The organism is Streptomyces sp. NPDC111802 (assembly GCF_055634335.1).
Map to the genome: position 1 here is coordinate 118,875 of NZ_JBVKCZ010000021.1, position 25,630 is coordinate 144,504.

The window sequence follows — 25,630 nt, forward strand, 5'->3', positions numbered from 1 at the left end:
CTGGCGTCTGCCGGACAAGTTGGCCGATCGGTCCTGCCCCGGCGGCCCGGCAGCAGCGGCCTGTCTCTGGCCGCTGAGGTCCCCTCTGTGGCCGCGGCGGTCAGTTCCCGCCGGCCGGCCGGTGCATAGGTTCCCCACAACACGTGAGACATCAGGGAAAGGAGGCGGACTGGTGAGTGAGAACCAGTACGACACCTGTGTGATCGGCGCGGGACCCGCAGGGCTGGCGGTCGCGAGGGCACTGGCCGAGCGCGACCTGCCGTACACGCACATCGAGCGCCACACGGGACCGGGCGGGCTGTGGGACATCGACAACCCGGGCAGTCCGATGTACGAGTCGGCCCACTTCATCTCCAGCAAGTCGCTCTCCGGCTTCGGCGGCTATCCGATGCCGGACCACTTCGCCGACTACCCGCCGCACGGGCAGATCCTGTCCTATCTGACGTCGTTCGCCGAGGCGTACGGGCTCAGGGACCGGATCGAGTTCGGCACCGAGGTCCGCAGCGTGGACAGGAACCCGGACGGCACCTGGAGGGTCACCCGGGCCGACGGCCGGGCCGGCACACACGGGCAGGTCGTCGTGTGTACGGGGTCGCAGTGGCACCCCAACGTTCCCGACCTGCCCGGCGACTTCACCGGCGAGATCCGCCACACGGTCACCTACCGAAGCAGCGCCGAGCTGCGGGGCAAACGGGTGCTGGTGGTGGGTGCGGGGAACTCCGGCCTTGACATCGCCTGCGATGCGGCGCGGTCCGCCGACCATGCGGCGATCAGTATGCGCCGCGGTTACTGGTTCATACCCAAGCACCTGTTCGGCCGCCCCGTGGACACCATCGCCGCGGGCGGACCGCACCTGCCGATGTGGCTGCAGCAGAAGGTGTTCGGCGGCCTGCTGCGATTGCTCAACGGCGACCCGCGCAGGCTCGGTCTGCAAAAGCCCGACCACAAGCTGTTCGAGACCCATCCGGCCATCAACTCGCTGCTGATCCACCACCTCCAGCACGGGGACATCACGGCCAGGCCCGGCATCGCGCGCACCGAGGGCCGGACGGTCCAGTTCACCGACGGCACCAGCGACGACTTCGACCTGATCCTGCTGGCCACGGGATACGTCCACAAAGTCCCCCTCGCGCAGAAGTACTTCGGCGACGAACAGCACCCCGACCTCTACCTGTCCTCCTTCTCCCGCGAGCACGAGGGCCTGTTCGGCGTCGGCTTCGTGGAGACCAACTCCGGGGCCTACCAACTCTTCGACAGCCAAGCCCAGTTGATCGCGTCCTATATCCGGGACGCGAGGGGCGGGCTGCCGACCGCCGAGCGGTTCGCCCGGCTGATCCGGGGCGACCGGCCGGACCTGTCCGGCGGACTGAAGTTCGTCGACTCGCCCCGCCACACCGGTTACGTCCACAGCGAGGCCTTCGTGAAGTACCTCGGCAAGGTGGCCGAAGGGATGGGCTGGCGTACCGCGGGCCTGCCGCCTCGGGCGACATCGGTACGACAGGAGGCGGTGGCGTCGTGACGTACGACTTCCATGACCAGGTCATGCTGGTGACAGGCGGCGCCGGAGGCATCGGCAGCGCCCTGTGTCACCGCTTCGCCGCAAGCGGTGCCCGCCTCGTCGTGGTCGACATCGACGAGGTGCGGGCCAAGCGGACCGCCGCGGACTTGCCCGGGAGCGGGCATGCCGGGCTGGGCTGCGACCTGCTGGACCGCGCCGCGGTGGAGCAGATGCTCGACGGCGTCGCCGCCACCCACGGCCGTATCGACGTCCTGGTGAACAACGTGGGCATGACCAGCGCCGAACGGTTCGACGTGCGCAGCGTGGAGAGCATCGAGCGGGAGATCGAGCTCAACCTGGTCTCCCCGCTGGTCACGACCAGGATCGCCATCCCGCTGCTGCGGGCCTCCGGCGACCCCCGGGTGATCACGACGGTGTCCCTCGGCGGGGTCTTCCCGCTGGGCGAGACGCCCATCTACACTGCCGCGAAGTTCGGGCTGCGGGGCGCGATGCTCGCCATCGGCCTTGACCTGCGGGACAAGGGCATCAAGGCGGGCTCGGTGCTGCCGTCGGCGACCGACACACGGATGCTCCGCCAGGAGGCCGTCGAGGGCGGGAACTCCATGCAGTTCCAGGACGCGCCGCAGCAGCCGTCCGATGTCGTCAGGGCGGTCGTGAGCCTGCTGGACAAGCCTCGCCTGGAGGCCTACGTCAAGCCCGGCGAGTCCCGGCTGGTGCGCTTCGCGATGCTGGCGCCGAATCTGCTGCCCAGGCTCTTCCCGCTGTTCCGCAAGCGGGGGGAGCGGGGCATGGCCCGCTATCTGGAGGACCTGCGCCGCAGGGGACTGGCCCGCCAAGTCGGCGGCGGCCGGTGGGAACTGGTGGAGGAAGCATGAGCGGGACGGACCTCACGGATGTCGAGGGGACGCTCGACATCGTCAATCCCGCGACAGGTGAGCTGATCACGACCGTGCCGGCGGCGAGCGAGCAGGACGTCGCGCTGGCCGCCGAGCGGGCGCACAAGGTCTTCGAAAGCGGCGTCTGGGCCGGTCGGTCCCCGCGGGAGCGGGCCGCTGTCCTGCTGCGCCTGGTCGGCCTCATGGAGCGCGACGCCGAGTTCCTCGCCCGGCTGGACTGCGAGGACGCGGGCAAGCCGATCACGGAGTGCCGTACCGGCGACGTGCCCGGGGCGATCGAGTCGATGCGCTGGTTCGCGGAGGCGGCCGACAAGGTCTTCGGCCGCGTCGCCCCCACGGGTCACGAGAGTCTGGGCCTGGTGAGCCGGGAACCGGTCGGGGTGGCCGCCGCGATCCTGCCCTGGAACTATCCGCTGGCGATGGCCGCCTGGAAGGTCGGCCCCGCGCTCGCCGCGGGCAACTCCCTGCTGCTCAAGCCCGCCGAGGCCACCCCGCGCTCCACCCTGTACCTGGCCGCTCTGGCAGCCGAGGCGGGTCTGCCGGACGGCGTGCTCACCGTGCTGCCCGGTCACGGCGCCGTCACCGGTACGGCGCTCGCCCGCAACCCGCTCGTGCGCGCACTGTCGTTCACCGGATCCACCGCCACCGGGCGCCGCGTGCTGGCCGGCGCGGCGGAGACCAACTTCAAACGTGTCTCCTTGGAGATGGGCGGCAAGAGCCCCCAGCTCCTGATGCCGGACGCGCTCGAATACGGCGACGAACTGATCGACAACATGATCGAGGCCGCGTTCCTGACCATGGGGCAGAACTGCACCGCCGGCTCCCGCGTCCTGGTCCACCACAGCATCGCGGAGGAGGTGCTCGACAGGTTCACCACCGCCGCGAAAAGCCTTGTCATCGGCGATCCCGCCGACGCGCGGACCCAGGTGGGGCCGCTCATCAGCCGTGCGGCCTTCCACCGGGTCGCGGCGGCGGTGGACGCGGCTCGCTCCGCCGGAGCCCATATCCACACGGGTGGGCTGCCGCACGGTCTGCCGCCGCGCGGTGCCTACTACCCGCCCACCGTTGTCAGCCGGGCCCCGGAGGGCAGCGATGTGCTCACCAAGGAGCTGTTCGGCCCGGTCGTCACCGTCCAGACCTTCACCTCTGAGGGCGAGGCGGTGCGGATGGCGAACGCCACCGAGTACGGGCTCGCCGCCTCGGTGTGGACCCGCGACCTCGACGCCGCGCTCCGACTCGCGCGGGGCATCGAAGCCGGGGTGGTTTCCGTCAACGCGTACAGCGAAGGGGACATCACCACCCCCTTCGGAGGGTGGAAGCAGTCGGGATTCGGCTGCGCGGAGAAGTCCACCGACGCCTTCGCGCAGTGGACCAGGGAGAAGACGGTCTGGATCCGCACGCGTTGACGGGGGACGGGGGACGGGGGACGGGGGACGGGGGGCCGGGTGGCTGGGTGTCCAGGTGTCCAGGTGTCCAGGTGGCCCGGCGGCGCTTCCTTACTGTTCCGCGGTCTCCCCGCCCAGCCGGGCCGGGCCGGGGTTACCCCGTGCCAGCGGTGCACCGCCCGCCGCAGTGCTCGCACGTCGGAGAAGCCCGCCTGGCCGGCGATGTCACGCAGGGTCAGCTCGGGTCGGCGTAGCAACTGCTCGACCCGCTCGCGGCGCACCCCGTCGATCATCGGCCGCCCGGCCCACGCCGTAGGGAACACCAATCGGCTTTTCGCGGCGCCGAACCGCACCGGACAGCGGAACAGCTCGGTGAGCAGGCCCAGGTGAGCGTCAACGATGAGTGGGTGAGGCAGCGCAGGATGTTCGGCGGGATGGTCGCCGAGGTGTTGCGGCTGGTCCCCGGTCAGGAACTCGTCCGGGATACATGGGATGCCTCTTCTTGTTTCTTGCTGAGTGTCTACCCAATGGGCCATCCTCACCTGGAAATTCAGTCAGCACACTGGACACACCTCGGCTTCATACTTCTTAATACATCCGATGTCATTCGAGTGGTCGTGGGTGGCAAGACGACTCTGCCCCTGCCCCTCGGTACTGGCCGCACCCGTCCCCGAAGGTCCTCCGGGCACCTCCCCGTTCGCCTCCCCGGTGCCCCTCAGACGCCCCCATGGAGCCGCATCATGTCCACCTCCCCGCTCAGTAGACGCTCCCTCATCAAGGCCGCCGCCCTCGCCGGAGGAACCGTGGCCTTCGGACTGCCGCAGGCCCTGTGGCCCACCACCGCCGAGGCGTACTCGCCCTCCTCGAAGATGGACTGGTGGTATCAGGCCCGGTTCGGAATGTTCATCCACTTCGGGTCCTACTCCTACCTCGGCCATGGTGAGTGGGCCTTCAGCTCCGAGAACTGGAACAAGGCCAACTACCAGGCCCAGGTGACTACCCCGTTCAGCCCGACCAGCTTCAACGCCGCCACCATCGCCGAACTGGCCAAGAACGCCGGCATGAAGTACCTCGTGATCACCTCCAAGCACCACGAGGGCTACGCGATGTGGGACTCCAACGTCGCGGGCTTCACCGACACCACCGGCACCAAGCAGTACAACCTGCACGACTACAACGGCTACCAGACCGACCTGCTCGCCCAGTTGAAGACCGAGTGCGAGAACCGGGGCATCAAGTTCGGGCTCTACTACTCGATCCTGGACTGGAGCCACCCCTCGCAGACCATCAACCGCGACACCCTCTTCTCCGACATGTCGTCGCAGACCGCCCGCACCGGCTACATCAACGACATGAAGGGCCACTTGCAGGAACTGCTGAACCGCTACGACCCCGCCATCCTGTGGTTCGACGGCGACTGGTGCGGCAACCCCTCCACCCCCACGCTCACCGACTGGTGGACCGAGGCCGACGGCCGGGACCTGTACAACTGGCTGATCGCCCGCAAGCCCGGCCTCGTCGTCAACGAGCGGGTCAAGCGGGAGCGCGGTCTGGGTGACTTCCTCTGCCCGGAGCAGGTGGTGCCCGCCGCGCCGCTGGAGCGGCCCTGGGAGACCTGCGCCACCATGAACGGCGCGTGGGGCTACGCCGACTGGGCCGAGAACAACTACCGGTCCGTGAAGGACATCGTCCAGGAGATGGTCACGGTCGTCTCCCGCGACGGCAACTACCTGCTCAACATCGGTCCGAAGGGCGACGGCACCCCGACCGCCGGAACGGTGAACGTTCTGAACGGGCTGGCCTCCTGGATGGCCGGCCACGCCGACAGCATCCATGGCACCAGCGGTAGCCCCTTCGCCAGCGAACCGTCCTGGGGGAAGATCACCAAGAAGAACGGCAAGCTCTTCGCCCACGTCTTCAGCTGGCCCACGAACGGCACGCTCCAGATACCGGCCGTCTACAACACCATCAATCGTGTCTACCTGATGAACAACCCCTCCACGTCGCTCTCCTACAACGTCAGCGACGGCAGCATCAACGTCACCGTGCCGACCACCGCGCCCAACGCGAACGACTCGGTGGTCTGCGTGGAGGTCAACGGCATGCCGGCCGTCCTTGCGAACGGCGTCTACCGGCTGGTCAGCGCCCGCAGCGGCAAGGCCCTCGACAACGGCAACACCACCACCGAGGGCGGCCAGGTCATCCAGTGGACGCAGAACGGCGGCTCTCCGCAGCAGTGGACGGTCACGGGCCTGGAGCACGGCTACTACAGGCTGGTCAGCGTCCGCAGCGGCAAGGCGCTCGACGACGGCGGCAGTACCTCCCAGGGAGCGACGATGGTGCAGCGGACCGACAACGGCAGCCAACAGCAGCAGTGGGCCGTCACCGCGTTGGGCAACGGCCAGTACCGGCTGACCAACCGGCACAGCGGAATGGTGCTGGACAACGGCAACACCGACGGCGACGGGACCCCGGTCATCCAGTGGTCCAACAACGGTGGATCGCCGCAGAAGTGGACGATGACCAAGATCGGCTGACCGCAACACCGGCTTCCCATTGCTGATGACGAAGATGGCGAAGGCGACCGGCTTCGCGCGCCACGTCCGGTGAACGGCTGTAGCGCGGGGCCCGCCCGGAAACCACCCGGGCGGGCCGCGGCCTCGGTCAGGACGTCGTGCCGGTGTACTTCCCGACTTGGTCACGTGGTACGTCACGGTGGCGCCGCTCCCTGTTGCCCAGCGGGCTCCCACGGCCAGCCGAAGCCTGTGTCGGCGGTGCTGCGGGCCCCGCTGCTCTCTCATTGCTCATCCGTTCTGGAAAATCGAGCCCGTGTCTCCTTCCAGTGGCTGCCGACGGGCACGAGGTTGCCGCGTTCTCAAAGAAGTCGCACAGAAGGACAGCTCGTCGATCGATGTCGAAGCGCTTCACCCACAAGGAAGGGATCGGGCAAGTTTCCTAGGAAGCGAGCTGTGTTGAGCGAAGGAAACGCTCCCTTTGCCTGGTGTATTGACAGCTTGTCGGGGCGATGCGACTGTCGATGCGCTTCGACGACTGGCTATCCAAGAGTGCATGGTGGCTGGCCCATTCAGCGCCGCCTTCGGTTGATGTCATGCGCCCAGCCGCGGTCGCACTCAGTGAAGGAGACACGGATGAGGGGCATGCGCAGGGCACGCGGGGTGTCATGGTGGAGACGCGGGAGGCGCGCTGGGGTGCTCACCGCGGTGACCGCCCTGACGGCGGCGCTCCTGACCGGGTTGGGCGCCGTCGGGACGGCGCGGGCAGCCACCGTGGATACGAACGCGTCGTATGTGCTGGTAAATCGTGGCAGCGGCAAGGCGCTCGACGTGTCGGGTGCGAGTACCGCTGACGGGGCGGCTCTGTCGCAGTGGACCCGACACGCCGGCGCCAACCAGCGGTTCCAGTTCGTCGACTCGGGCGGCGGCTACTACCGGTTGAAGGCGCAGCACTCGGGCAAGGTGCTGGACGTCCTCAATTACTCCACCGCCGACCACGCGGACATCGTGCAGTGGAGCGACGCGGGCGGCACCAACCAGCAGTTCCGGTTGGCGGACTCGTCGGACGGCTATGTCCGGTTGATCAACCGCAACAGCGGCAAGGCCGTCGAGGTGCAGAACGCCTCGACCGCGGACGGCGCCAAGGTCGTGCAGTACACCGACTGGGGTGGGCCCAACCAGCAGTGGCAACTGGTCCGCGCGACGGGAGTGCTGGCGCGGGTGCACACCGCCGGGCGGGTCAAGGACGCCGGAAACACGGTGCAATACAGCTGGCCCGGCGTGTACTTCGAGGGCACCGTCAGGGGCACCGGCGTGGGCATAGTGCTCAACGACTCGGCCGCCGACTACGACGTCCAGGTCGACGGAGCCACCGTCGCCACGCTCGTCACCCCCGGCAACACGACGCACTGGATCAACGGCCTACAGGACCGCACGCACACCGTCCGGCTCGTCAAGCGCAACGACAGCCCGGGGGACACCAGCACGTTCGGAGGCTTCGTTGCCGCGCCCGGCGGTGCCGTACTGAGCAAACCGGCGGCCCGCAACCGCCAGATCGAGTTCATCGGCGACTCCCTCACGGTGGGCTATGGCAACCTCTCGAACTCCCGCACCTGCACCTGGGACCAGGTCAAGCGGAGCACCAACTCCGATGTGAGCTACGGCGCCCTCACTGCCCGCCAACTGAACGCCGACTACCAGATCAACGGCTACTCGGGCCTCGGCATGGTGCGCAACTACAACGGAGGCCAGCCGGACGTCACGTACCGGACCTACTACGACCGTGCCCTGCTGAACGTGTCCTGTGACGTCTGGCAGAACCCGGGCACCTGGCGCCCCCAGGTCGTGGTGGTCAACCTCGGCACCAACGACTTCTCGACCGCCGTCAACCCCGGTGAGCCGTGGACGCCCGACAGCCTCGCGGCCGCCTACCGCAGCGCCTACGGGGGCTTCCTCCAGAAGCTGCGTACGCGCTACGGCGCCACGACCACCATCGTGGCAGTCGGCGCCGGCCAGTACGCCGGCCACGTCCAGCAGGTGGTCAAGGCACGCAACGACGCCGGTGACAGCGGGGTCCGCTACTGGTTGCTCGACGACTCGGGCCTGGACTTCCTCGGCTGCGACTGGCACTACTCGGCCCACGATGACCGACTCATCGCCGACCGGTTCACCTCGTTCATCGCCGGTCTGCCGACAGGCTGGTGACGGCACATGCCATAAGGCGGCGGAGCCGTGGGCGTCGTCGGCGGTCGGTGCCTCAGGTGCCGGGTGGCCGACGCTCACGGCCCATGCCGTCACGTATGCGGGCGCATGCCACTCACTCGAAGGGCGTCAGGAAGTCGCGCGTGGACAGCGCCCGGTTCATGATGCGGGTGTCGCCGATCCATCCGTAGAAGCCCTGCCCGAACTTCTCGTCGAACTGGGTGGCGCCGATGACGAAGGGTTTGCCGAGCGTGGTGATTCCGGTCGACGGCTGTGCCGGATTGCGGGCGATCTTCGAGCCGTCGATGTACATCACGGTGCGTCGGCCGTCGCTGACGAGCGCGATGTGCATCCAGCGGCCGACCGGCACGGCGTGGCTCCAGGACGTCGGGTCGGCGTCCTGCGCATAGGGGTAGACGACGAACTGGAGGAATCTCTCCGGAGACAGATTGAGGCTGCAGGTGGGCTCCAACGGGGACCAGCCCGTGGTCTTGCCGGCGTCGCCGCCCGGGTGAACTTCGCCCTGTTGACCGGGGCGCCCGCGGCGGTCGTGAGGATGGCGCCGCGGTCCGGGCTCTTTCCACCGTCGAAGCGGAGGCTGGCGTGTGCCGGCTGGCCCGGGTGGTGGTCGGCGGACCAGGTGAGGGCGTCTGGTCCACTCGAGTGCAGTCGGCTCACCGTCAGGTCGTTGCCGTTGCCCGTGAGGTCGCGGACAAGCGCTCCGTCGGCCACGGGGGCACCCGGGGTGCCGGCGGCGGTCGTCCCGGAGGCGTCGAAGCGCCAGTAGGCGACCGTGCCGCGGGGCATGACGGCGGACGCCGGGCGCGGCTTCGGCGCGGGGACCGGCGCGAAACCCTTGAAGCGCTCGTCGAAGTCGATGCTGAGGCTGAACCGGTCGGTGGGGCCGGTCAGTTCGATCGTCTCGGCCTCCAGCGGTGAACGCTGCTCGGGGTCACGGGCGAGGAACCACGGTGAGAACGTCTCGACGTCGATGACCTCGCGTACCAGGTCGAAGCCGTAGAGGCGGATCATCCCGGCGCCGCCGTAGTAGCGGTCCTGGTAGTTGGTGATGTGGACGTGGACATCGTTGTCAGCGTCGTTGGTCAGAACGGTGCGCCCCGGAGGCCAGTAGTGGCCGCCCAGCGCGAGGAAGATCTGATCGTTGCCGCGGATGAGACCGTCCCACAGCCGCTTCCCGTTGTCCGACAGTTGTGCCGCGCCCTCGTCGTCCGACCAGGCGAGGTCATGCGTGGTGAGCACTGCGGGCAGAGTGGGATGTGCGTCGAGCACGCCCTGCGCCCACCGCAGCCCCTTGTCCGACACCCGCCAGTCGAGGGCGAGCACCAGCCACTCGCGGTCCGCCGCGCGCAGCACGTGGTAGCTGTTGTAGCCGTCGGGCGAGGCACCGCGGAAGGTCGGCATCGACGCGTAGCGCTCGGGGCCGAACGCCGCGAGATAGGCGGAGTCGCCGCGCTGGTCGTCCGTGGACGAGCGGATGTCGTGGTTCCCCGCCAGGACGCTGTACGGCACCTTGCCGTGGATGCCCCCGAAGGTGTCGGCGGCGAGCGCGATCTCCTCCTCGGTGCCGTGCTCCGTGACATCACCGAGGTGCGTCATGAAGGCGATGTTCGCCTCCTCCCGCTCGGCGACGAGGTAGCGGAACGTGGCACGCAGAGGCGCCGGATCGGAGCTGTCGGCATCGAAGAGATACTGAGTGTCGGGAAGCACGGCCAGCGCGAACCGTGGACTCGCGGCGTCGAACCGGGACCGACCGCTGCCGCTTACGGTCATCGAGTCGGCCTGCGCCGGGTCCGCACCGGCCGTTGTGACCACCGCGCCGGCCGCGGGTATCACCACCGCGGCCTGCAAAAGTGCGCGTCTGTCCAGCCGGTGCCGGTGCGGGTTCTCTGCTGTGCTCATCTGCCCTCCAGATCACGGAAGTTGGCGTAGGAGGGCACAGTGCTGACCTGCCGTGGCCAGGTGATGGCAACAGCCCGAACGGCGGACCCACAAAGGGCGAATGACCGCTCGTGAGGCAGCCGGGGCACTCGGGTCGCTGACGTCTTTGCAGAGGGTGTGTCGCGTGCCGTCAGTAGACGGACAGGCCGTAAGCGCTCAGCACCTCGGACTCCGGTCGTCGCGCCCCGGGTGCGGACCCGCTGGCCGACGTCGGCGGACGCGGTCCCGGTCACGTCGACTGTTCCGATGGTGCCGGGGTGCGGCACGGCCGGGTTGGAGTAACGGACGACCCCGAAGTCGTCGCCAGGGAAGCTGCTGCCGGGGCCGATGGCGTGTCCATGGCGGCGCTGGTGCAGCAGCGTGCGCAGCCGACCGGCCACACCGTCAGCACGCCCGACACGCAGGGCGGAGCAGAGGACTGAACCGACTCGCTGAGTCTTCAGGCAGATACGCCGTATCAGCCTCGTCGGACCAACCGCGCCCCCCCGCGGTCAGGATGCCTACGGCCGGGAGCCCGGACTCAGCACCCCACTGAAACCCTCCGTACTCTCGCGCAGCACAAGGCGATGCGCCACGACGAGATCCTGAGGTGACCGCACCCCGGCCGAGGAGGCGTCTGCAGTACTCGTGGATCCCGTGGCCTCGTCCATCCGTTGTTGCAGGAGGTCGACGGCGACCTGGGCCACCGCGGCCTTGTCGGGGGCCACGGTGCTCAGGGTGGGGACGCTGAACCGTCCGGCCTCGACGTCGTCGAAGCCGATGACCGCGACCTCCTCGGGAACCCGGATGCCGTGCTCGTGCAGTGCGCGCAGCGCGCCCAGCGCCAACTGGTCGTTGAGGCACAGCAGAGCGTCGGGGCGGGTGCCCTCGCGCAGCGCGCGGGCCACGGCTTCGGCGCCGTCGGGCATCCGGAAGGACGCGACGGGCAGGAGGGCGGCCGGGTCGTAGGCGATGCCCGCTTCCGCCAGCGCGGCGCGGAAGCCGCGGGTGCGGGCCTCGGCCGTGCCCGGGCGTGTGTCGCTGCGTCCGCCGATGACCAGGATGGAGCGACGGCCTAGCCCGAGCAGGTGCTCGGTCGCTTCCCGCGCCGCCTTCTCGTTGTCGATGGCGACGTGGTCGGCGCCTTCCTCCAGGAGTTCGCCGATCAGCACGGTGGGCGGGGAGCCCGCGCGATCGCGCAGGTCGTCGGGGGTGAGGGCGAGCGGGCTGAGGATGACTCCGTCGACGAAGCTGGAGCCGAATCCGGTCAGCGCCGCCAGCTCGTGATCGCGATCCGCTCCGGTCTGGTGGATCAGCACCGTCAGGGAGCGCCGCTCGGCCTCGCGGATGACGTGCCGGGCGAGCTCGGCGAAGTACGGGACGTCCAGTTCGGGAACGACGAGAGCGATGATGCCGGTGCGGCCCTGGCGCAGATGGCGACCGGAGAGGTTCACCTTGTAGCCGAGTTCCTCGATGGCATCGCGGACGGCGCGCCTGGTCCGGTCGGAGACGTGGGTGTAGTCGTTGATGACGTTGGACACCGTCTTCTCCGACACCCCTGCGAGCCGCGCGACGTCCTTGATCCTGGGTCGTGCCACCGGAACCTCCCTGCTCCTCAGCGCTGCTGAGTTTATGTCCCGGCAGGTCGCTGGTCGGCGGCGAGATGTCCGGGCCCGCTCGGCTCCCGGTTTCCCGCCTTGCTCCCTGGCTCTTTACAGCCAATGTACATCGATGTAAAAACTAGCCATCGCACCGGCCCGACCGGTGCGCCCCCGCCGGACCCACGCGGTGGAACACCACTTCCCACGGTGTTCCACCGTCGGTCCGGCATGCGTGTCCGGCCGTCGGAAGGTACGCGATGTTCAACCACTTCTCCGTCTCACCACCGGGTGCCGCACCAGGTGCCGCACCCGTCTCACCACCTGGTCTCACCCGCCGCCGGCTGCTGCGCTACGGCACAGCCGCCGCAGGTGCGCTGCTCGCCGCAGGCCCACTGTCCGGCTGCGCCTCACCGGCCGCCGCCGACGCCTCCGCGCTGAGCGTCTGGGACCTGTTCCAGGGCGGCGACGGCATGCTGATGGACGACATGATCAAGGCCGTCTCCGAAGGCCCGCAGGGCTTCGAGGTGGAGCGGACGATCCTCGACTGGGGCCCGTCGTACTACACCAAGCTGGCCATGTCGGCCGCCGGCGGCCGGGCCTCCGACGTCGCGATCATGCACCTCTCCCGGCTGGCCGGCTATGCCCCCGGCGGTCTCCTCGACCCCTTCGACCTGGACCTGCTCGCCGAATTCGGCGTCAGCCAGAGGGACTTCGCACCGGCGGTCTGGGCGCGAACGCAGCACGACAAGACGGTCTACGCCATCCCGCTCGACGTCCACCCGTTCATCGTGTTCTACGACAAGGAAGCCGCGGACAAGGCGGGTCTCCTCGACTCCTCGGGCGAACTGGCCCCGCTGGGCTCCCCGGACGCCCTGCTCGACGCCGGCCGGGCGCTCGCCGAGGCGACCGGGCAGAAGGGCATCCTGTTCGGGCACGTCACCGACACGGCCCAGAGCTGGCGGCAGTTCGCCGCCCTCTACGCCCAGACCGGTGCCGCCTTCACCCTGCCGGACGGCGGGCCCGAGCGGATCGACGTCGACGCAGCGGTACGCGTCGTCACGTTCATGCAGCAGCTCTTCGACGGGCGCATCAACCCCAACAACCTCGACTACAACGGCGCGATGGCCGGCTTCATCGGCGGCCGCGGAGGCATGGTCATGCTGGGGGAGTGGGAACTGCCGACGTTGAAGAAGTCCGGCATCCCGCTCGGCGCCGCGCCCTTCCCGCAGGTCTTCGACAAGCCGGCCGTCTACACGGACAGCCACAGCTTCGTCCTGCCGCATCAGGAGAACCCCGACCCGGCCCGACGCCGCCAGGCCCACCGGTATGTCGCGGAGATGGTCAAACAGAGCCTCACCTGGGCGAGCGCCGGGCATATCCCCGCCTATCAGCCCGTGCTCGCGGAACCGGAGTACGCCGCCCTCGACCCGCAGTCCTCCTACGCCGACGCCGCGGAGGTGGCGGTGCTCGACCCGCCGAACTGGTTCGCCGGGGCCGGTTCCAACTTCCAGAACCGGATGTGCCAGCCGCTCCAGTCGGCGCTGCTGGGCAACACCTCCGCCGAGAAAGCGGTGCGTCAGATGGTCCGCGAGGCGGACGCGCTGCTCCGGCAGCCCAACCCGGTTGCCTGACGAGCAGAAGGAGTGACCCACGTGACCACCACCGTGCCCCCCGGCACCGACGCCGTGACCGGCCCGGCCTCCGAACGCCTCGGCGGCCGCCGCCGTATCGGCGCGCAGGGCAGCCGTACCACGCACGGCCCCGGCCTCGTCTTCGTCGTGCCGTTCCTGCTCGTCTTCGTCCTGTTCCTGGTGTGGCCCATCATGCATGGGCTGTGGCTGAGCTTCACCGACAGCTCGCTCGCGTTGCGCGACACGGCCTTCGTCGGCTTCGACAACTACGCCGAGGCCTTCGGCGATCCGGACGTCTGGAGCAGCCTCGGCAACACGGTCGTCTTCACCGCCATCTCCAGCGTGCCGCTGGTGCTGATCGCGCTGGCCATGGCCCTGCTGGTGCACAGCGGCCTCGCCGGGCAGTGGGTGTGGCGCCTGGCCTTCTTCGCCCCCTACCTGCTGCCCGTGACCGTGGTGACACTCATCTGGGCCTGGCTCTACCAGCCGGAGATCGGCCTGGCGAACCAGTTCCTCGACACCCTCGGCATCGAGCCCGTCGGCTGGCTCTCCGACGAATCCGTCGCGATGTGGTCGATCGCCGCCCTCACCGTCTGGTGGACGGTCGGCTTCAACTTCCTGCTCTACCTCGCCGCGCTCCAGTCCCTGCCCTCGACCTACTACGAGGCCGCCGCGCTGGACGGCGCCGGAGCCTGGCGCCGCCTGTGGTCCATCACCCTGCCGCAACTGCGCAGAACCACCACGCTGGTCGCGATGCTCCAGGTCCTCGCCTCGCTCAAGGTGTTCGACCAGATCTACATCCTCACCAAGGGCGGCCCCAACGGCTCGACCCGACCGGTTCTGGAATACGTCTACGACGTCGGGTTCACCGGCTACCGGCTCGGCTACGCCTCCGCCGTCTCCTACCTCTTCTTCGCCCTCGTCATCGTCGTCTCGCTCGTGCAGCTGCGTCTCTTCCGCCAGGAGGACTGACCGTGTCCGCTACCGCACCATCCCTTCGCCCGCGGCGCCGTCCCCCCTCGGCCGCTGCCGAATCCTCCCTGCTCCTCGGGCACGGCCGCTTGCCGCGTGTCCTGGCGGGAACGGCGTTGGCCGTCCTGGCCGCTGTCTGGCTGCTGCCGTTCGGCTGGGCGGTGGCCACCTCGGTGCAGAGCGAGCTGGACGTGGCCTCGCCCGGCCTGTCCCCGTTCAAGGGCGCCTTCACGACGGAGGCCTACCGGCAGATCCTGGAACGCGGGAACGTCACCGTCTGGGCCTTCAACAGCTTCCTGATCGCCGGGCTGGTCACGCTGATCACGGTCGTCGTCTCCACGCTCGCCGCGTACGGCTTCTCGCGCGGCACCTTCCGCGGCCGCCGGACCCTGCTCGCCGTCACCGTCGCCGCCATCCTGGTGCCGCCGCAGCTGCTCGTCGTGCCGCTGTTCGAGCAGATGCTGCTCTTCAACCTGGTGGACACCTACGCGGCCGTCATCCTGCCGCAGGTCGTCGCGCCCATGATGGTCTTCATCCTCAAGCGCTTCTTCGACGGCATCCCCCGGGAGCTGGAGGACGCCGCCCGGATGGACGGGGCCTCCGAGTTCCGGGTCTTCCTGTCGATCGTGCTGCCACTGTCGCGGCCGATCGTCGCCGCCGTGGCGATCTTCGTCTTCATCGGGGCGTGGAACAACTTCATGTGGCCGTTCATCGTCACCAACGACCCGGACCTGATGACCCTCCCCGTCGGCCTGGCCACCGTCAAGGACGCCTTCGGCATCCAGTACGCCCAGTCCATGGCGTCCGCGCTGCTGGCGGCGCTGCCACTGATCGTGGTGTTCCTCTTCTTCCAGCGCCGCATCGTCGACTCCGTCGCCACCACCGGACTCGGCGGTTCCTGACCTCGCCCCCTCGCCGTACTCACAGGCCGGCGGCATCCTGCCGGCCTCCGATCGACTGGAGCATGCGTGCCCACTCACTCCGTACCGCGCCCGGAGTATCCGCGACCGCAGTTCGTGCGGCGCGACTGGCTCAACCTGAACGGCGCCTGGCAGTTCGAGACCGATCGAGGGGACAGCGGGCTCGAACGCGGCCTGCTCGGCCGCGAGTTGCGCGACGAGATCCTCGTACCCTTCCCGCCCGAGTCCGAGCTCTCCGGGATCGGCGACACCGACTTCCTGGAGGCCGTCTGGTACCGACGCGCCCTCACCCTGCCCGCCGAATGGGCCGGACGCCGCGTACTGCTGCACTTCGGCGCCGTCGACTACGACACCACCGTATGGGCCGACGGCCGCGAGGTCGCCCGGCACCGCGGCGGCTTCACCCCCTTCACCGCCGACCTCGGCGACATCGCGGGCAGCGGCGAGGAGATCGTGATCACCGTCCGGGCCCGCGACCCCAAGTCCGGACCGCAGGCCCGCGGCAAGCAGGCGATCCGGTACGCCAACCACGACTGCAACTACACCCGCGTCACCGGCATCTGGCAGACCGTCTGGCTGGAGCCCGTGCCCGACCCGCACCTGCGGCGCCCCCGCATCACCCCCGACCTCGCCGGCTCCGCCTTCCACCTTGAACTCCCCCTGTCCGGCAACCGCCCCGGCCACCGGGTACGCGCCGTCCTCAGCGACGCCGACGGCGAGGTGAGCCGCGCCGAGGCCCGCGCCGACCTGGACCTCGCCCCGCGTCTGCACCTGCCCGTGCCCGACGACCGGCGCCGCGAGTGGAGCCCGCAGGACCCGCACCTGTACGACCTGCGCCTCGAACTCCTCGACGCCACGGGCGAGGCGGTCGACAGCGCCGAGAGCTACGCGGGCCTACGCGCCGTCGGCCTGCGCGGCAAGGCCGTCCTGCTCAACGGCACCCCGGTCTTCCAGCGCCTCGTCCTTGACCAGGGCTGGTACCCCGACGGCCTCATGACAGCCCCGACCGACGAGGCCCTGGTGCGGGACATCGAGCTGGCCATGGCGGCCGGGTTCAATGGGGCCCGGCTGCACCAGAAGGTGTTCGAGGAACGCTTCCTCCACCACGCCGACCGCCTCGGCTACCTGGTCTGGGGCGAGTTCGGCGACTGGGGCTGCGAGGTCGGCGGCTCCTCGGGCGACAACCAGCAGCCCGACGCCTCGTACGTCGCCCAGTGGCTGGAGGCCCTCGAACGCGACTACTCCCACCCCTCGATCGTCGGCTGGTGCCCGCTCAACGAGACGTACCAGAAGCTCCACGACCGCATCACCCAGCTCGACGACGTCACCCGCGCGATGTTCCTGGCCACGAAGGCGATGGACACCACCCGCCCGGTGCTCGACGCCTCCGGCTACGCCCACCGGGTGGCCGAGACCGACATCTACGACGCACACCACTACGAGCAGGACCCGCAGGCCTTCCGGCAGCTGATGTCGGGACTCGCCAAAGACGACCCCTTCGTCAACTCCCATGAGAGCGGCGCACCTTACTCCCTTCCCTACGGCGGCCAGCCGTACTTCGTCAGCGAGTTCGGCGGAATCTGGTGGGACCCCGAGGCGGTCGCCGCGCAGTCCGGCGACGACCGCACCGTCTCCTGGGGCTACGGCGAACGGGTGTGCGACGAGGAGGAGTTCCACGCCCGCTTCAGCGGCCTGACCGAGGTACTGCTGAGCGACCGTGACATGTTCGGCTACTGCTACACCCAACTGACCGACGTCTTCCAGGAACAGAACGGCATCTACCGCTTCGACCGCGGTCTCAAGCTGGACGTCGACCGCATCCGGACCGCACAGCTGCGCCCGGCCGCCATCGAGAACCAGGACGACGACCAGGACGACGACCACGCCTGATCGCAGAACAGAACAGTGAGAACCACAGTTCCCTGCTGCTGCCTTCGGCCGACGACAGGCGGGTCGCTCAGCGCCTGCGGCCCCGCGCCGCCCAGCCGCTGCCGATTCCCGCGACATGCAGGGCGAGACAGGTGAGTCCGATCAGCATGACGTTGGTCGACGTGAAGGCGTCGTTGGTGGATATCTCCGCCGCGTTGATGAGAAAGGCGATGAAGAACAGGACCGCCGCGATGATGCCCAGCATGGTGTGCCTCCTTGATGGGGGGAATCGACCGATGGTGCAGTTTCATGCGTATGCAGCTTCATGCGTATGCCCCCGGCGGCCCCCCTCACGCACTGCCTCGCGCCGCGAGTACGCGGTGGGCGATGCGTGCGCCGTACAGGGGAATTACGGGTTTCTCCAGGCGTTCCGTGTCGGTTTCGAGAGGAGCACGCGGCAGCGCGAGCACACGGTGCGCGAAGTACAGGGCGCGCTACGGCTGATGGGGGAGGGATGCCGGCAGGGATTCCAGGTCCTTCCGGAGTGCGATCGTGATGGCCAGCCCTGTCTCGCGCGACAGGGCATCGCCCGCCAGGAGTCCCAGCTGGGCTGCCAGATCCCGGGCGTAGAGATCGACGGTGGCCTCGATCAGGTCGGCAAGGACAGCTGCGGCGGCGCGGGCGCGTGCCCGGGCGAGCAGCGCGACGGCGGCGCCGATCACGCATGCCGGCCACCACCAGATGGTGAGGAGGAGGTACAGAACGGCCCAGGCGGCCAGGCGCGCCGTGGCCGCGTAGGCGTCGCCGGCGGCCGCGAGTTCGGCGCGGGCAGTCTCGGGGATGAGCAGCCACAGGCGGGGCCAGGCACTGGCGAGATCCAGATCGTAGACCCTGTGGACACGTCGGCCGGGAGCCAGCAGTCGGTCACCGATCCATGTGGGTCGTTCGGGTGGCATCAGGCTGATCGCCTCGCGTTTGGCGAGGGCATCGGACAGGTCGCGCGCCGCCGCGGGGGAGGGGTTGCCACGGGTGCGAACGGACCTGGCGATCTCGGACTGCACCAGGTCGTTGGCCGTGGTCCAGCGATCCTGGCGGCGCTTCGTCAGCAGTTGGGCGGGGCGGCCGCGCAGGTCGGCGCCCCAGAGCCGTCCGATGGTCGATCCCAGCCCGGCGGCGGCAAGGCCGACCGCGACGGTCACTGCCAGCACGCCTGCGGCAACGAGGACGATCACGCCGGGGCTGGATGATGCCGGCCGGTCCGCGAGCCGGTCGAGGATGTCGTGGAGCCGCGAGACCTCCCAGGTGTGCGACTGGCCGAGTGTGACGGCGATGGCCGCGCAGGCCAGGTAGACCAGCCCGGGCAGGACGAGCAGGGTCAGCCAGCGTTCGGCGAACCGCTTGCCCAGCTCGTCCAGGAATCCGCTCACACCGGCACCCGGACGAGCGCGAGCGCCTGCCCGGAAATCGCGCAGACAGGAGCTTGCGCGTGTCGGGCGACGGACTCGACGCGACTGCACGGCCGACGGGCCGGGCATGCCCAGGCCTGGACGACCCGCCGGCTTTCCAGGGTTCCGGCGACCGGCTCGTACACGCGCGCCGGTTGGGTCACCGCGCCCAGCCCGAATCTGGCCATCGCTTCGTCCAGCGCGTCGAGGTCGGCCTCCACATCGTCTTCGGAGGCACTGTTCCGAACTGCCGACAGTAGGCGTCGCAGGATCTCGTGCGCGCCGGCCTGCTCGGCGTAGGCATGGAGTTCGCCATCGTCCAGCATGAGGCAAAGGTGCTCGACCCGCTCGTCGGTTCCGGCCATCGGCGCACCTCTCGTCCTCCGCGGGGCCCCCGCGTGTGTGGCAGGTCGTCCTGGTCCTGGAAAAGGCGAAATCGATTGTAGCCAGGCGAGGTTGGGACAAGCCCGGGAATACTAGGCTTTGTGTCGGCGGCATCGCCTGGGGGGAAGTGCATATGGGTCTGCTGCGGCGAGCACGGCGCAAACATCTCATCGCGGCGATCACCGCACGTCTGGAACAGCTGGTACTCCACGACGACCCAGCGCCCGTACTGGCCGACGCGGCGGAGTCCGAGGTGCTGCAACTGCTCAACACGGTGGGTCTGCCGTCTCGGGATTTCGAGGCGCTCCAGATCGCGGGCATGCTGTGCTGGGCGCGCCACTACCACCTTCCGGATGCGCTGGGGCAGGACGACATGGCCGCCGCGTTGACGCTCCTCTACGAGGTCTACCTGGAGTACCCGGACGACGTACCGCCCGGGTTGCGCGCCTACTTCGACGAGGAGTCGGCCCGGCCGGCCGACGAGCAGCGCGTGTTCGAATTCGCGGAAGATCGGTCCGTGGCGCAAGGGGTGGAATTCTACGAGGAGTTCGAGCGCACCGGCGACCCGGACCTGCTGAGGGGCGCCGTGGACTCGTTCCGCCGCGCGGTGGCCGTCGTACCGCCGGGTCACCCGGCCAGAAGCAGCCGGCTGTCCCTGCTCAACGTCTCCCTCAGGGCCCTGTGGTCCTTCACCGGCGGCATCGACCTCGTGCGGGAGGCGGTCGAAACCGGCAGGGAGGCGGTGGAGGTGATCTTTGACCACCACCCGAAGCGGGCCGCCCGACTGGCCGATCTCGCCCACACCCTGGAGATCGAGTTCGATCTGACCGGGGACGCCGACACGCTCCGGGAAGCAATTGACATGGGCCGCGAGGCGGTCGCGGCGAGTTCGCCGCGTGATCTCATGCGCCCCCACTATCTGTTCGGCCTCGGGATGGCGGTGCAGCATCTTGGGGTGCTGACCGGCAGCGGCGACCTGCTCAGGGAGGCCGTCCGGCTCGGTCGGCAGGCGGTCGAGGCGACACCGCCGGAGCACGAGGGGTACAGCCTGCACCTGGGCGGTCTGGGGACGGCCCTGCGGTCCCTCTACGAAGTGACCGGGGACACGGGTGCGCTCACCGAAGCCGTGGAGTTCGGTCGCCAGTCGGTCGAGGCGGAACCGCTCGGCACCCCGGGCCGGTCGTCGTTCATGTCCAACTTCGGAGCCGCCCTCCACGCTCTCGCGGCGCGCGCGGGCGACGAGGACCTCCTCACGGAAGCCGTGCGGGTCGGCAGGCAGGCGGTCGACGCTGCCGTATACGGCAGCTCGGAGCGTGCCAGCAGCCTGTCCAATCTCGCCGCAGGCCTGCTCCGGATCTGGCTGTCCGGCACCGGCGACAGAGACGCTCTCGATGAGGCGATACGCATTGGCCGGGAAGCGATCGACGCCTGCCCGCCCGGCCACGCCAACCGCGCCTTCTACCTGTGCAATCACGGCATCGCACTGCAGGAGAAGTTCGAGCTGAGCGGGGACAGTGACGCGCTGCGGCGGGCAGGGGAGGCGTACCGCGAGGCCGCCGAGTCGCCGGAGTCGTCCGTGGCGGCACAGATCATCGCCAGGGCCGGGGAGGGCCAGGTCGCCATGACGGCGGGCGATGCGCCGGCGGCGTTGGCCGCGTACGAGGCAGCGGTCGCCCTGCTGCCCCGGCTCGTTCCGCGCGAGCTGGCGCGTGCCGACAGGGAGCACGGAATAGGGCGTACCGCCGGACTCGCGAGCGAGGCCGCTGCGGCAGCCGTCCAGGCAGGGCGCCCCGAACGGGCCGTCGAACTGCTCGACCAGACCAGGACACTGCTGTTGGCCGAGGCGATGGACGCTCACGGCGACCTGAGCGAACTCGCCGCCGCGGCACCGGATCTGGCTGCCGAGTTCGTCCGGCTGCGTGAGGCCCTGGACGCGGCGGACCGGATCGGAACCGATGGCGTCTCATCGGCCGTGAGCGCGGTGGCGTACTCCCTCGATGCCGACGGCGCGAGCAGCGACGGCGACGCCTGGAACGCGGCGGACCGGCGGCAGAGACTGGCCCGTGAGTGGGACGAGCTGCTGGCACGGATCCGCCGACTGTCCGGCTTTCACGGGTTCCTCCTGCCACTGCCCGTCGAGGAGATCCAACGGGCGCTGCCCGACGGTCCGGTCGTCATGGTGAACGTCACCAGCTTCCGTGCCGACGCGCTGATCCTCACCGCTGATCCCGGGACGCCCGTACGTGTGGTCGAGCTGCCCGGGCTGACCGACGACGCCGTGAGGGAACAGGCCAACCTCCTTCTCCTGGCAGTCCGAGCCACCACAAGCTCCTCGCCCCGTGAGCTTCTGCGCGGGCAGCGGGCGGTACTGGACATCTTGGGCTGGCTGTGGGACGAGGCCGCCGCGCCGGTACTGGAGGCTCTCGGATTGCCCTGTCCCCCCGAGGCGGGCGCGGCCTGGCCCCGCGTGTGGTGGTGCCCCGTCGGCATGATGACGTTCCTCCCCCTGCACGCGGCCGGTCACCATGACGGCACGCGGCGGGCGGTGCTTGACCGCGTGGTCTCCTCCTACACGCCCACGGTCCGTGCCCTGCGCTACGGACTGGGCCTCAGGAGACGCACCGCTGCCGGCGCGGAAGGGGAGCGTGGCGCCCCTGGTACAGCGCTGATCGTCGCCATGCCAGAGACACCAGAGGCGCCCGCGTTGCCAGGTGCCCGGACCGAAGCAGAGAGCCTCGCAGGGCTGTTGCCCGACTCGCAGCTCCTGGTCGGCCCGCAGGCCACCCGGCCGGCCGTACTGGCGGCACTGCCCCGGCATGAGATCGTCCACCTCGCATGCCACGGGCTCAGTGACTGGGACACACCGGCGGCCAGCAGGCTGCTCCTGCACGACCACACCACCGAGCCGCTCACGGTGGCGGCCCTGTCGGAACTGCGCCTTCCCCGCGCCCGCCTCGCCGTCCTGTCGGCGTGCAGCACGACCGCGAGCAACCAGGCTCTCGCCGACGAGGCCGTGCACATCACCTCTGCCTTCCAACTCGCAGGATTCCAGCACGTCGTCGGCACCATGTGGCCGATCAGCGATGCCATCTCCGCGCGCGTCGCCCACGGCCTCTACGTCGACCTCATGGACAGCGGCAACGCAGCCGTCCGCCCCGAGTGGACCGCCCAGGCCCTCCACCAGGTCATACGCCGTGTGCGAGATGAATACCCCAGAGCTCCCACGTTCTGGGCCGCGTACATCCACGTCGGGATATGAGCGTCATACGACACGGAGAACGGTCGCTTCTGTGGGGGGTGCCGGCCAGGCCTGGATGAGGTACCACTCGGTGACCTCGTCGGGGGCCAGGTCAACGGCCGTGTCCCTGCCGCGGGCGTGAACGCGTAGGCGGTAGTCGCCGGGACCGTTGAACGACAGGACGGGGAGTTCTTCGTCCAGGTCGTCCATCATGCCGTGGACCATGAGCTCGCCCGAGGCGGAGTGCGCGGAGATCTCCATGATCTCCGGCCAGTTGCCGTCGTCGGGCTGGGGCTCGGTTTCGTGGAGGGTGACCGTGACGTCGACGTCGCCCGTGTGGATGCCGGTCATGACGATGGTGACGCCCTCGGTGACCCGCACGAGTCCGTTGTGCTCGCGGGCCAAGTCGGGGCCGGTCGGCGCGTCCTCGTCGCTGATGTCGAACTGGTGGTACTGAACGGGGACGTTTCCACTTGCCGCCGCCGGTGTTGGCGCCTGCCAGGTCGACGCCATGTGGTACTCGTCGCACGCCGCCCGAAGGCGGTGGGCGTACAGCGTTGGGCGCCGGGCCTCGGGGGGGGGGCATGCGAGGTCCGGCGCCGTGGAACCCTCGTCGTTTCAGGCTGCTCGGGTCAGTTCGGCCTGGCCGAAGAGGAGGGCGTAGCCCGGCGGGAGTTGGGTGATGACGCGGGTGAGGAGGGCTGGGCCCGCGAGTTGGGCGACGGAGGCGAGGACGGCGCCGACGTCCCAGCGGGCGGTGGCCGGGGTGCCGCCGGTTCGGGTGGCGAGGTCCTTCACAAAGCCCCAGCCGGTGAGTTGTTCGGTGGCGGGAATCTGAGCCGTGAAGATCCGGGCTGCTTCGAGGGGCAACCTGGCGGCGAGCTCGACGCGTTCGTCGCCGGTGAGTTGCCGACCCAGTGCGGCGAGCACCTGGCGGACGGCTTCCTCGGCCCGTTCGCGGGTGGGGTACGCACCTTCGTACCGCACCTTCTCCAGCATCTGGTTGTACGACATCGCCGGCCTGGGGCGGGCCGGTTCGGACTCGCGGAACATCGGGGGCTGGTTGCCTTTCCGGTGTGGATGGTGTGGATGGTGTGCTTTGGTGAGGTGAGGGGCGCCCGGTGCCTGGGCCTCATGCCTGCTGAGGCGCCCCGAACAGCAGGTCGTATCCCGGGGGGAGCTGGAACAGGATGCGGCGTAGGAGGTCCTCGCCCGCGGCCTCGGCGACCACGCTGAGGACGGCACCGACGTCCCATTTCGCGGTCTCTTCGGTGGCTCCTTCGATCCAGGCGGCGGTGGCCCGGACGAACCGCTCGGGTGTCAGCGGCTCGGCGGCCTGGAGCGGGTTGAGCAGGATGATGGCGTAGGTCTCGGGCAGCCGGGCGGCGAGTTCGGCACGCTCCTCGCCCACGACGTGAGCGCCGAGCAGGGCGAGGACGACGCGGGCCGCCCTGTCCGCCTCCCGTTCTGAGGGGTACTCGCCGCGCGCTGAGACCGCGTCCAGGAACGCGTCCCATCTCATGTGCACCACCGTGCTCCCCCTTTCGGACGGTCGGGTGCGCGGAGGGCGGCCGGAGGGGAGGGGGATTGCGGCCCTCCGCGCACGGTCCGGAATCAGCGGGCGCCGGTCAGCCGCTGATCTCCTTGTGCCCGGTGCTCCCGGCGCTGATCGAGATCTTGCGCGGCTTGGCGCGCTCGGCGATCGGAATCCGCAGGGTCAGGACACCTGCGTCGTAGTCGGCCTTGATGTTGTCGACGTCCAGCGTGTCGGCCAGCATGACCTGGCGGGAGAAGACGCCCAGCGGACGCTCCGACAGCTCCATCTGCACGGTGTCGCCCTTTGCGACCGGGCGGCGCTCCGCCTTGACGGTCAGCATGTTCCGCTCGACGTCGATATCGATCGCGTCCGCCGAGACACCCGGCAGATCCAGCGCGATCACGTACTCGTCGCCCTCTCGGTAGGCGTCCATCGGCATCGGCGCCGGCCGCGACCAGGTCCCGGACGTGCCGAGGAGCTGCTGGGTGAGACGGTCGAGTTCCCGGAACGGGTCGGTGCGCATCAACATCGGGAAACACCTCCAGTGCTATGGGCAGTAACTGCCAATGCGCTTTCACCTGACTCTCTTGTAACATGTCATCGAAGCGATGACAACCGGGATGTCGTCGAAAGGATGACACGAACGAGAGGAGGTCTCATGGCAGCAGCCGACCAGTTCGACCAGTCCGACCGGACCGCCGCTCAAGGCGGCCCGACCGACAGCACAAGGCCCGGTGCCGCCTCGTTCCTCGCGGCGGCCGCGGCCCTGAGCGCCATCGACGAGGCGCTGCACGCCGCCCACACCGCGCCGGACGATGAGCCGCCCGGCGCGGACCCCGGTCCCGAACAGGTCCTCGCCTCGCTCCTGCTGCTGCGCGAGGTACGGGAGCGGCTCGCGGGATGGGAGACGGACCTGATCGAGTCAGCCCGGGAAGCCGGAGCCAGCTGGGCCGAGCTCGCCGGTCCTCTCGGCGTCGCCAGCCGTCAGGCCGCGGAGCGCCGCTATCTGCGGCTGCGGCCCGGAGCGGCCGGCACCACGGGCGAGCAGCGTGTGAAGGCCACCCGTGACCGCCGCGCAGCGGACCGTTCCGTCACCACCTGGGCCCGCGACAACGCCGCCGACCTGCGGCGACTCGCCGCCCAGATCACAGCGCTCACGGACCTTCCCGACGTGGCCCACCCCTACATCCGCCGCATTGACAAGGCCCTCGCCGCCGACGACGCCGCCCGTCTCATCACTCCTCTGACCGAGGCCCGACCTCACCTCAAAACCGCCCACCCGGATCTCGCCGCCCGCCTCGACACCATCACCGGCCGCACCGAGCAGCTACGCCAGGACAGCCAGGCTCGGCGCCGCAACCCCTGACTCTCGGGAGGACAGGGTGAAGTTGGCGTGCGATCCCGGGCGTTGACCTGCTCGATGGGCTCCTGCCCATGGTCCAGAGGGAGGCGATGGCATGGGTATGCATTGGCGACCTACACGGCCTGCCACTCGGCCCGGACCTGCCGGCAGCGGTGCTCGCCGCGGAAGGCGCCGTGCACAGGAGCCCAAAAAGGGGGTACGCGGCCGAAAGGGACGA

The 25,630-nt window shown here is 69.4% G+C and carries 19 protein-coding genes and 3 pseudogenes; 11 read left to right on the forward strand and 11 right to left on the reverse strand.

The genetic code is table 11. The features are described from left to right. Positions 1-172 precede the first annotated feature (172 nt). The 3 genes from ACZ7NC_RS23890 to ACZ7NC_RS23900 are packed head-to-tail and all read left to right on the forward strand — an operon-like array spanning position 173 to position 3,821. Positions 173-1,519 (forward strand): flavin-containing monooxygenase, encoded by a 1,347-nt coding sequence (locus ACZ7NC_RS23890; protein ID WP_471491048.1) that lies wholly within the window; start codon positions 173-175, stop codon positions 1,517-1,519. Continuing rightward, entirely contained in the window at positions 1,516-2,394 is an 879-nt protein-coding gene (locus tag ACZ7NC_RS23895) for an SDR family NAD(P)-dependent oxidoreductase (protein ID WP_471491050.1), read from the forward strand. Before ACZ7NC_RS23890 ends, ACZ7NC_RS23895 begins: the two co-directional genes overlap by 4 nt. Beyond that, a complete protein-coding gene (locus tag ACZ7NC_RS23900) occupies positions 2,391-3,821 on the forward strand; it encodes an aldehyde dehydrogenase family protein (protein ID WP_471491051.1) in 1,431 nt (476 codons plus the stop codon). The genes ACZ7NC_RS23895 and ACZ7NC_RS23900 overlap by 4 nt, the downstream gene beginning before the upstream one ends. Before the next feature lie 122 nt (positions 3,822-3,943). Here ACZ7NC_RS23900 and ACZ7NC_RS23905 read toward each other — a convergent pair. Next, a pseudogene (locus ACZ7NC_RS23905) lies at positions 3,944-4,183 on the reverse strand (helix-turn-helix domain-containing protein); the annotation flags it as partial. Positions 4,184-4,540: 357 nt separating this feature from the next. Between ACZ7NC_RS23905 and ACZ7NC_RS23910 the strand changes: the two are divergent. Both ACZ7NC_RS23910 and ACZ7NC_RS23915 read left to right on the forward strand, forming a co-directional pair. Next, the gene (locus tag ACZ7NC_RS23910; protein ID WP_471491052.1) at positions 4,541-6,337 is read left to right on the forward strand and encodes an alpha-L-fucosidase; all 1,797 of its coding nucleotides are present in this window, start codon (positions 4,541-4,543) and stop codon (positions 6,335-6,337) included. Between the two features lie 621 nt (positions 6,338-6,958). Beyond that, complete coding sequence (locus tag ACZ7NC_RS23915; RefSeq protein WP_471491120.1) at positions 6,959-8,518, forward strand: RICIN domain-containing protein; 1,560 nt, start codon at positions 6,959-6,961, stop codon at positions 8,516-8,518. A 112-nt stretch (positions 8,519-8,630) separates the two neighbouring features. Here the strand turns inward: ACZ7NC_RS23915 and ACZ7NC_RS23920 are convergent. The 3 genes and pseudogenes from ACZ7NC_RS23920 to ACZ7NC_RS23930 form a co-directional block, all read right to left on the reverse strand. Beyond that, a pseudogene (locus ACZ7NC_RS23920) lies at positions 8,631-10,435 on the reverse strand (LamG-like jellyroll fold domain-containing protein). Positions 10,436-10,638: 203 nt separating this feature from the next. After that, positions 10,639-10,803, reverse strand: a pseudogene (locus ACZ7NC_RS23925) (serine protease); the annotation flags it as partial. A 171-nt stretch (positions 10,804-10,974) separates the two neighbouring features. Next, positions 10,975-12,051, reverse strand: a complete 1,077-nt coding sequence (locus ACZ7NC_RS23930) for a LacI family DNA-binding transcriptional regulator (RefSeq protein ID WP_471491054.1) — start codon at positions 12,049-12,051, stop codon at positions 10,975-10,977. A 260-nt stretch (positions 12,052-12,311) separates the two neighbouring features. Here ACZ7NC_RS23930 and ACZ7NC_RS23935 point away from each other — a divergent pair, with 260 nt between their 5' ends. From ACZ7NC_RS23935 to ACZ7NC_RS23950, 4 genes are all read left to right on the forward strand, one after another. Next, positions 12,312-13,685, forward strand: a complete 1,374-nt coding sequence (locus ACZ7NC_RS23935) for an extracellular solute-binding protein (RefSeq protein ID WP_471491055.1) — start codon at positions 12,312-12,314, stop codon at positions 13,683-13,685. A 21-nt stretch (positions 13,686-13,706) separates the two neighbouring features. Beyond that, on the forward strand, positions 13,707-14,657 hold the full coding sequence (locus ACZ7NC_RS23940; RefSeq protein ID WP_471491057.1) for a carbohydrate ABC transporter permease: 951 nt from the start codon (positions 13,707-13,709) through the stop codon (positions 14,655-14,657). Positions 14,658-14,659: 2 nt separating this feature from the next. Then, entirely contained in the window at positions 14,660-15,559 is a 900-nt protein-coding gene (locus ACZ7NC_RS23945; RefSeq protein WP_471491058.1) for a carbohydrate ABC transporter permease, read from the forward strand. 66 nt (positions 15,560-15,625) lie between these two features. After that, positions 15,626-17,467, forward strand: coding sequence for a glycoside hydrolase family 2 protein (locus ACZ7NC_RS23950; RefSeq protein ID WP_471491060.1), 1,842 nt, complete (start codon positions 15,626-15,628; stop codon positions 17,465-17,467). Between the two features lie 67 nt (positions 17,468-17,534). Here the strand turns inward: ACZ7NC_RS23950 and ACZ7NC_RS23955 are convergent, their stop codons facing one another. The 3 genes from ACZ7NC_RS23955 to ACZ7NC_RS23965 all read right to left on the reverse strand — a co-directional run bounded on the left by ACZ7NC_RS23955 (position 17,535) and on the right by ACZ7NC_RS23965 (position 19,256). Further along, a complete protein-coding gene (locus tag ACZ7NC_RS23955) occupies positions 17,535-17,711 on the reverse strand; it encodes a hypothetical protein (RefSeq protein WP_471491061.1) in 177 nt (58 codons plus the stop codon). Between the two features lie 229 nt (positions 17,712-17,940). After that, on the reverse strand, positions 17,941-18,873 hold the full coding sequence (locus ACZ7NC_RS23960; RefSeq protein ID WP_471491063.1) for a hypothetical protein: 933 nt from the start codon (positions 18,871-18,873) through the stop codon (positions 17,941-17,943). After that, entirely contained in the window at positions 18,870-19,256 is a 387-nt protein-coding gene (locus ACZ7NC_RS23965; protein ID WP_471491064.1) for a hypothetical protein, read from the reverse strand. Before ACZ7NC_RS23965 ends, ACZ7NC_RS23960 begins: the two co-directional genes overlap by 4 nt. Before the next feature lie 152 nt (positions 19,257-19,408). Between ACZ7NC_RS23965 and ACZ7NC_RS23970 the strand changes: the two genes are divergently transcribed. Further along, positions 19,409-22,534, forward strand: coding sequence for a CHAT domain-containing protein (locus tag ACZ7NC_RS23970; protein WP_471491065.1), 3,126 nt, complete (start codon positions 19,409-19,411; stop codon positions 22,532-22,534). A 3-nt stretch (positions 22,535-22,537) separates the two neighbouring features. On the opposite strand, the gene ACZ7NC_RS23975 is transcribed toward ACZ7NC_RS23970, so the two are convergent. From ACZ7NC_RS23975 to ACZ7NC_RS23990, 4 genes are all read right to left on the reverse strand, one after another. Next, the gene (locus tag ACZ7NC_RS23975; RefSeq protein ID WP_471491067.1) at positions 22,538-23,026 is read right to left on the reverse strand and encodes a hypothetical protein; all 489 of its coding nucleotides are present in this window, start codon (positions 23,024-23,026) and stop codon (positions 22,538-22,540) included. A gap of 105 nt (positions 23,027-23,131) precedes the next feature. Continuing rightward, on the reverse strand, positions 23,132-23,566 hold the full coding sequence (locus tag ACZ7NC_RS23980; protein ID WP_471491068.1) for a DUF2267 domain-containing protein: 435 nt from the start codon (positions 23,564-23,566) through the stop codon (positions 23,132-23,134). A 79-nt stretch (positions 23,567-23,645) separates the two neighbouring features. Further along, complete coding sequence (locus tag ACZ7NC_RS23985; RefSeq protein WP_471491070.1) at positions 23,646-24,035, reverse strand: DUF2267 domain-containing protein; 390 nt, start codon at positions 24,033-24,035, stop codon at positions 23,646-23,648. Between the two features lie 106 nt (positions 24,036-24,141). Further along, positions 24,142-24,579: an Hsp20/alpha crystallin family protein gene (locus ACZ7NC_RS23990; RefSeq protein WP_471491072.1), complete on the reverse strand. Its 438-nt coding sequence runs from the start codon at positions 24,577-24,579 to the stop codon at positions 24,142-24,144. A gap of 129 nt (positions 24,580-24,708) precedes the next feature. Between ACZ7NC_RS23990 and ACZ7NC_RS23995 the strand changes: the two genes are divergently transcribed. Then, entirely contained in the window at positions 24,709-25,416 is a 708-nt protein-coding gene (locus ACZ7NC_RS23995; RefSeq protein ID WP_471491073.1) for a type III effector protein, read from the forward strand. Positions 25,417-25,630: the final 214 nt, after the last annotated feature.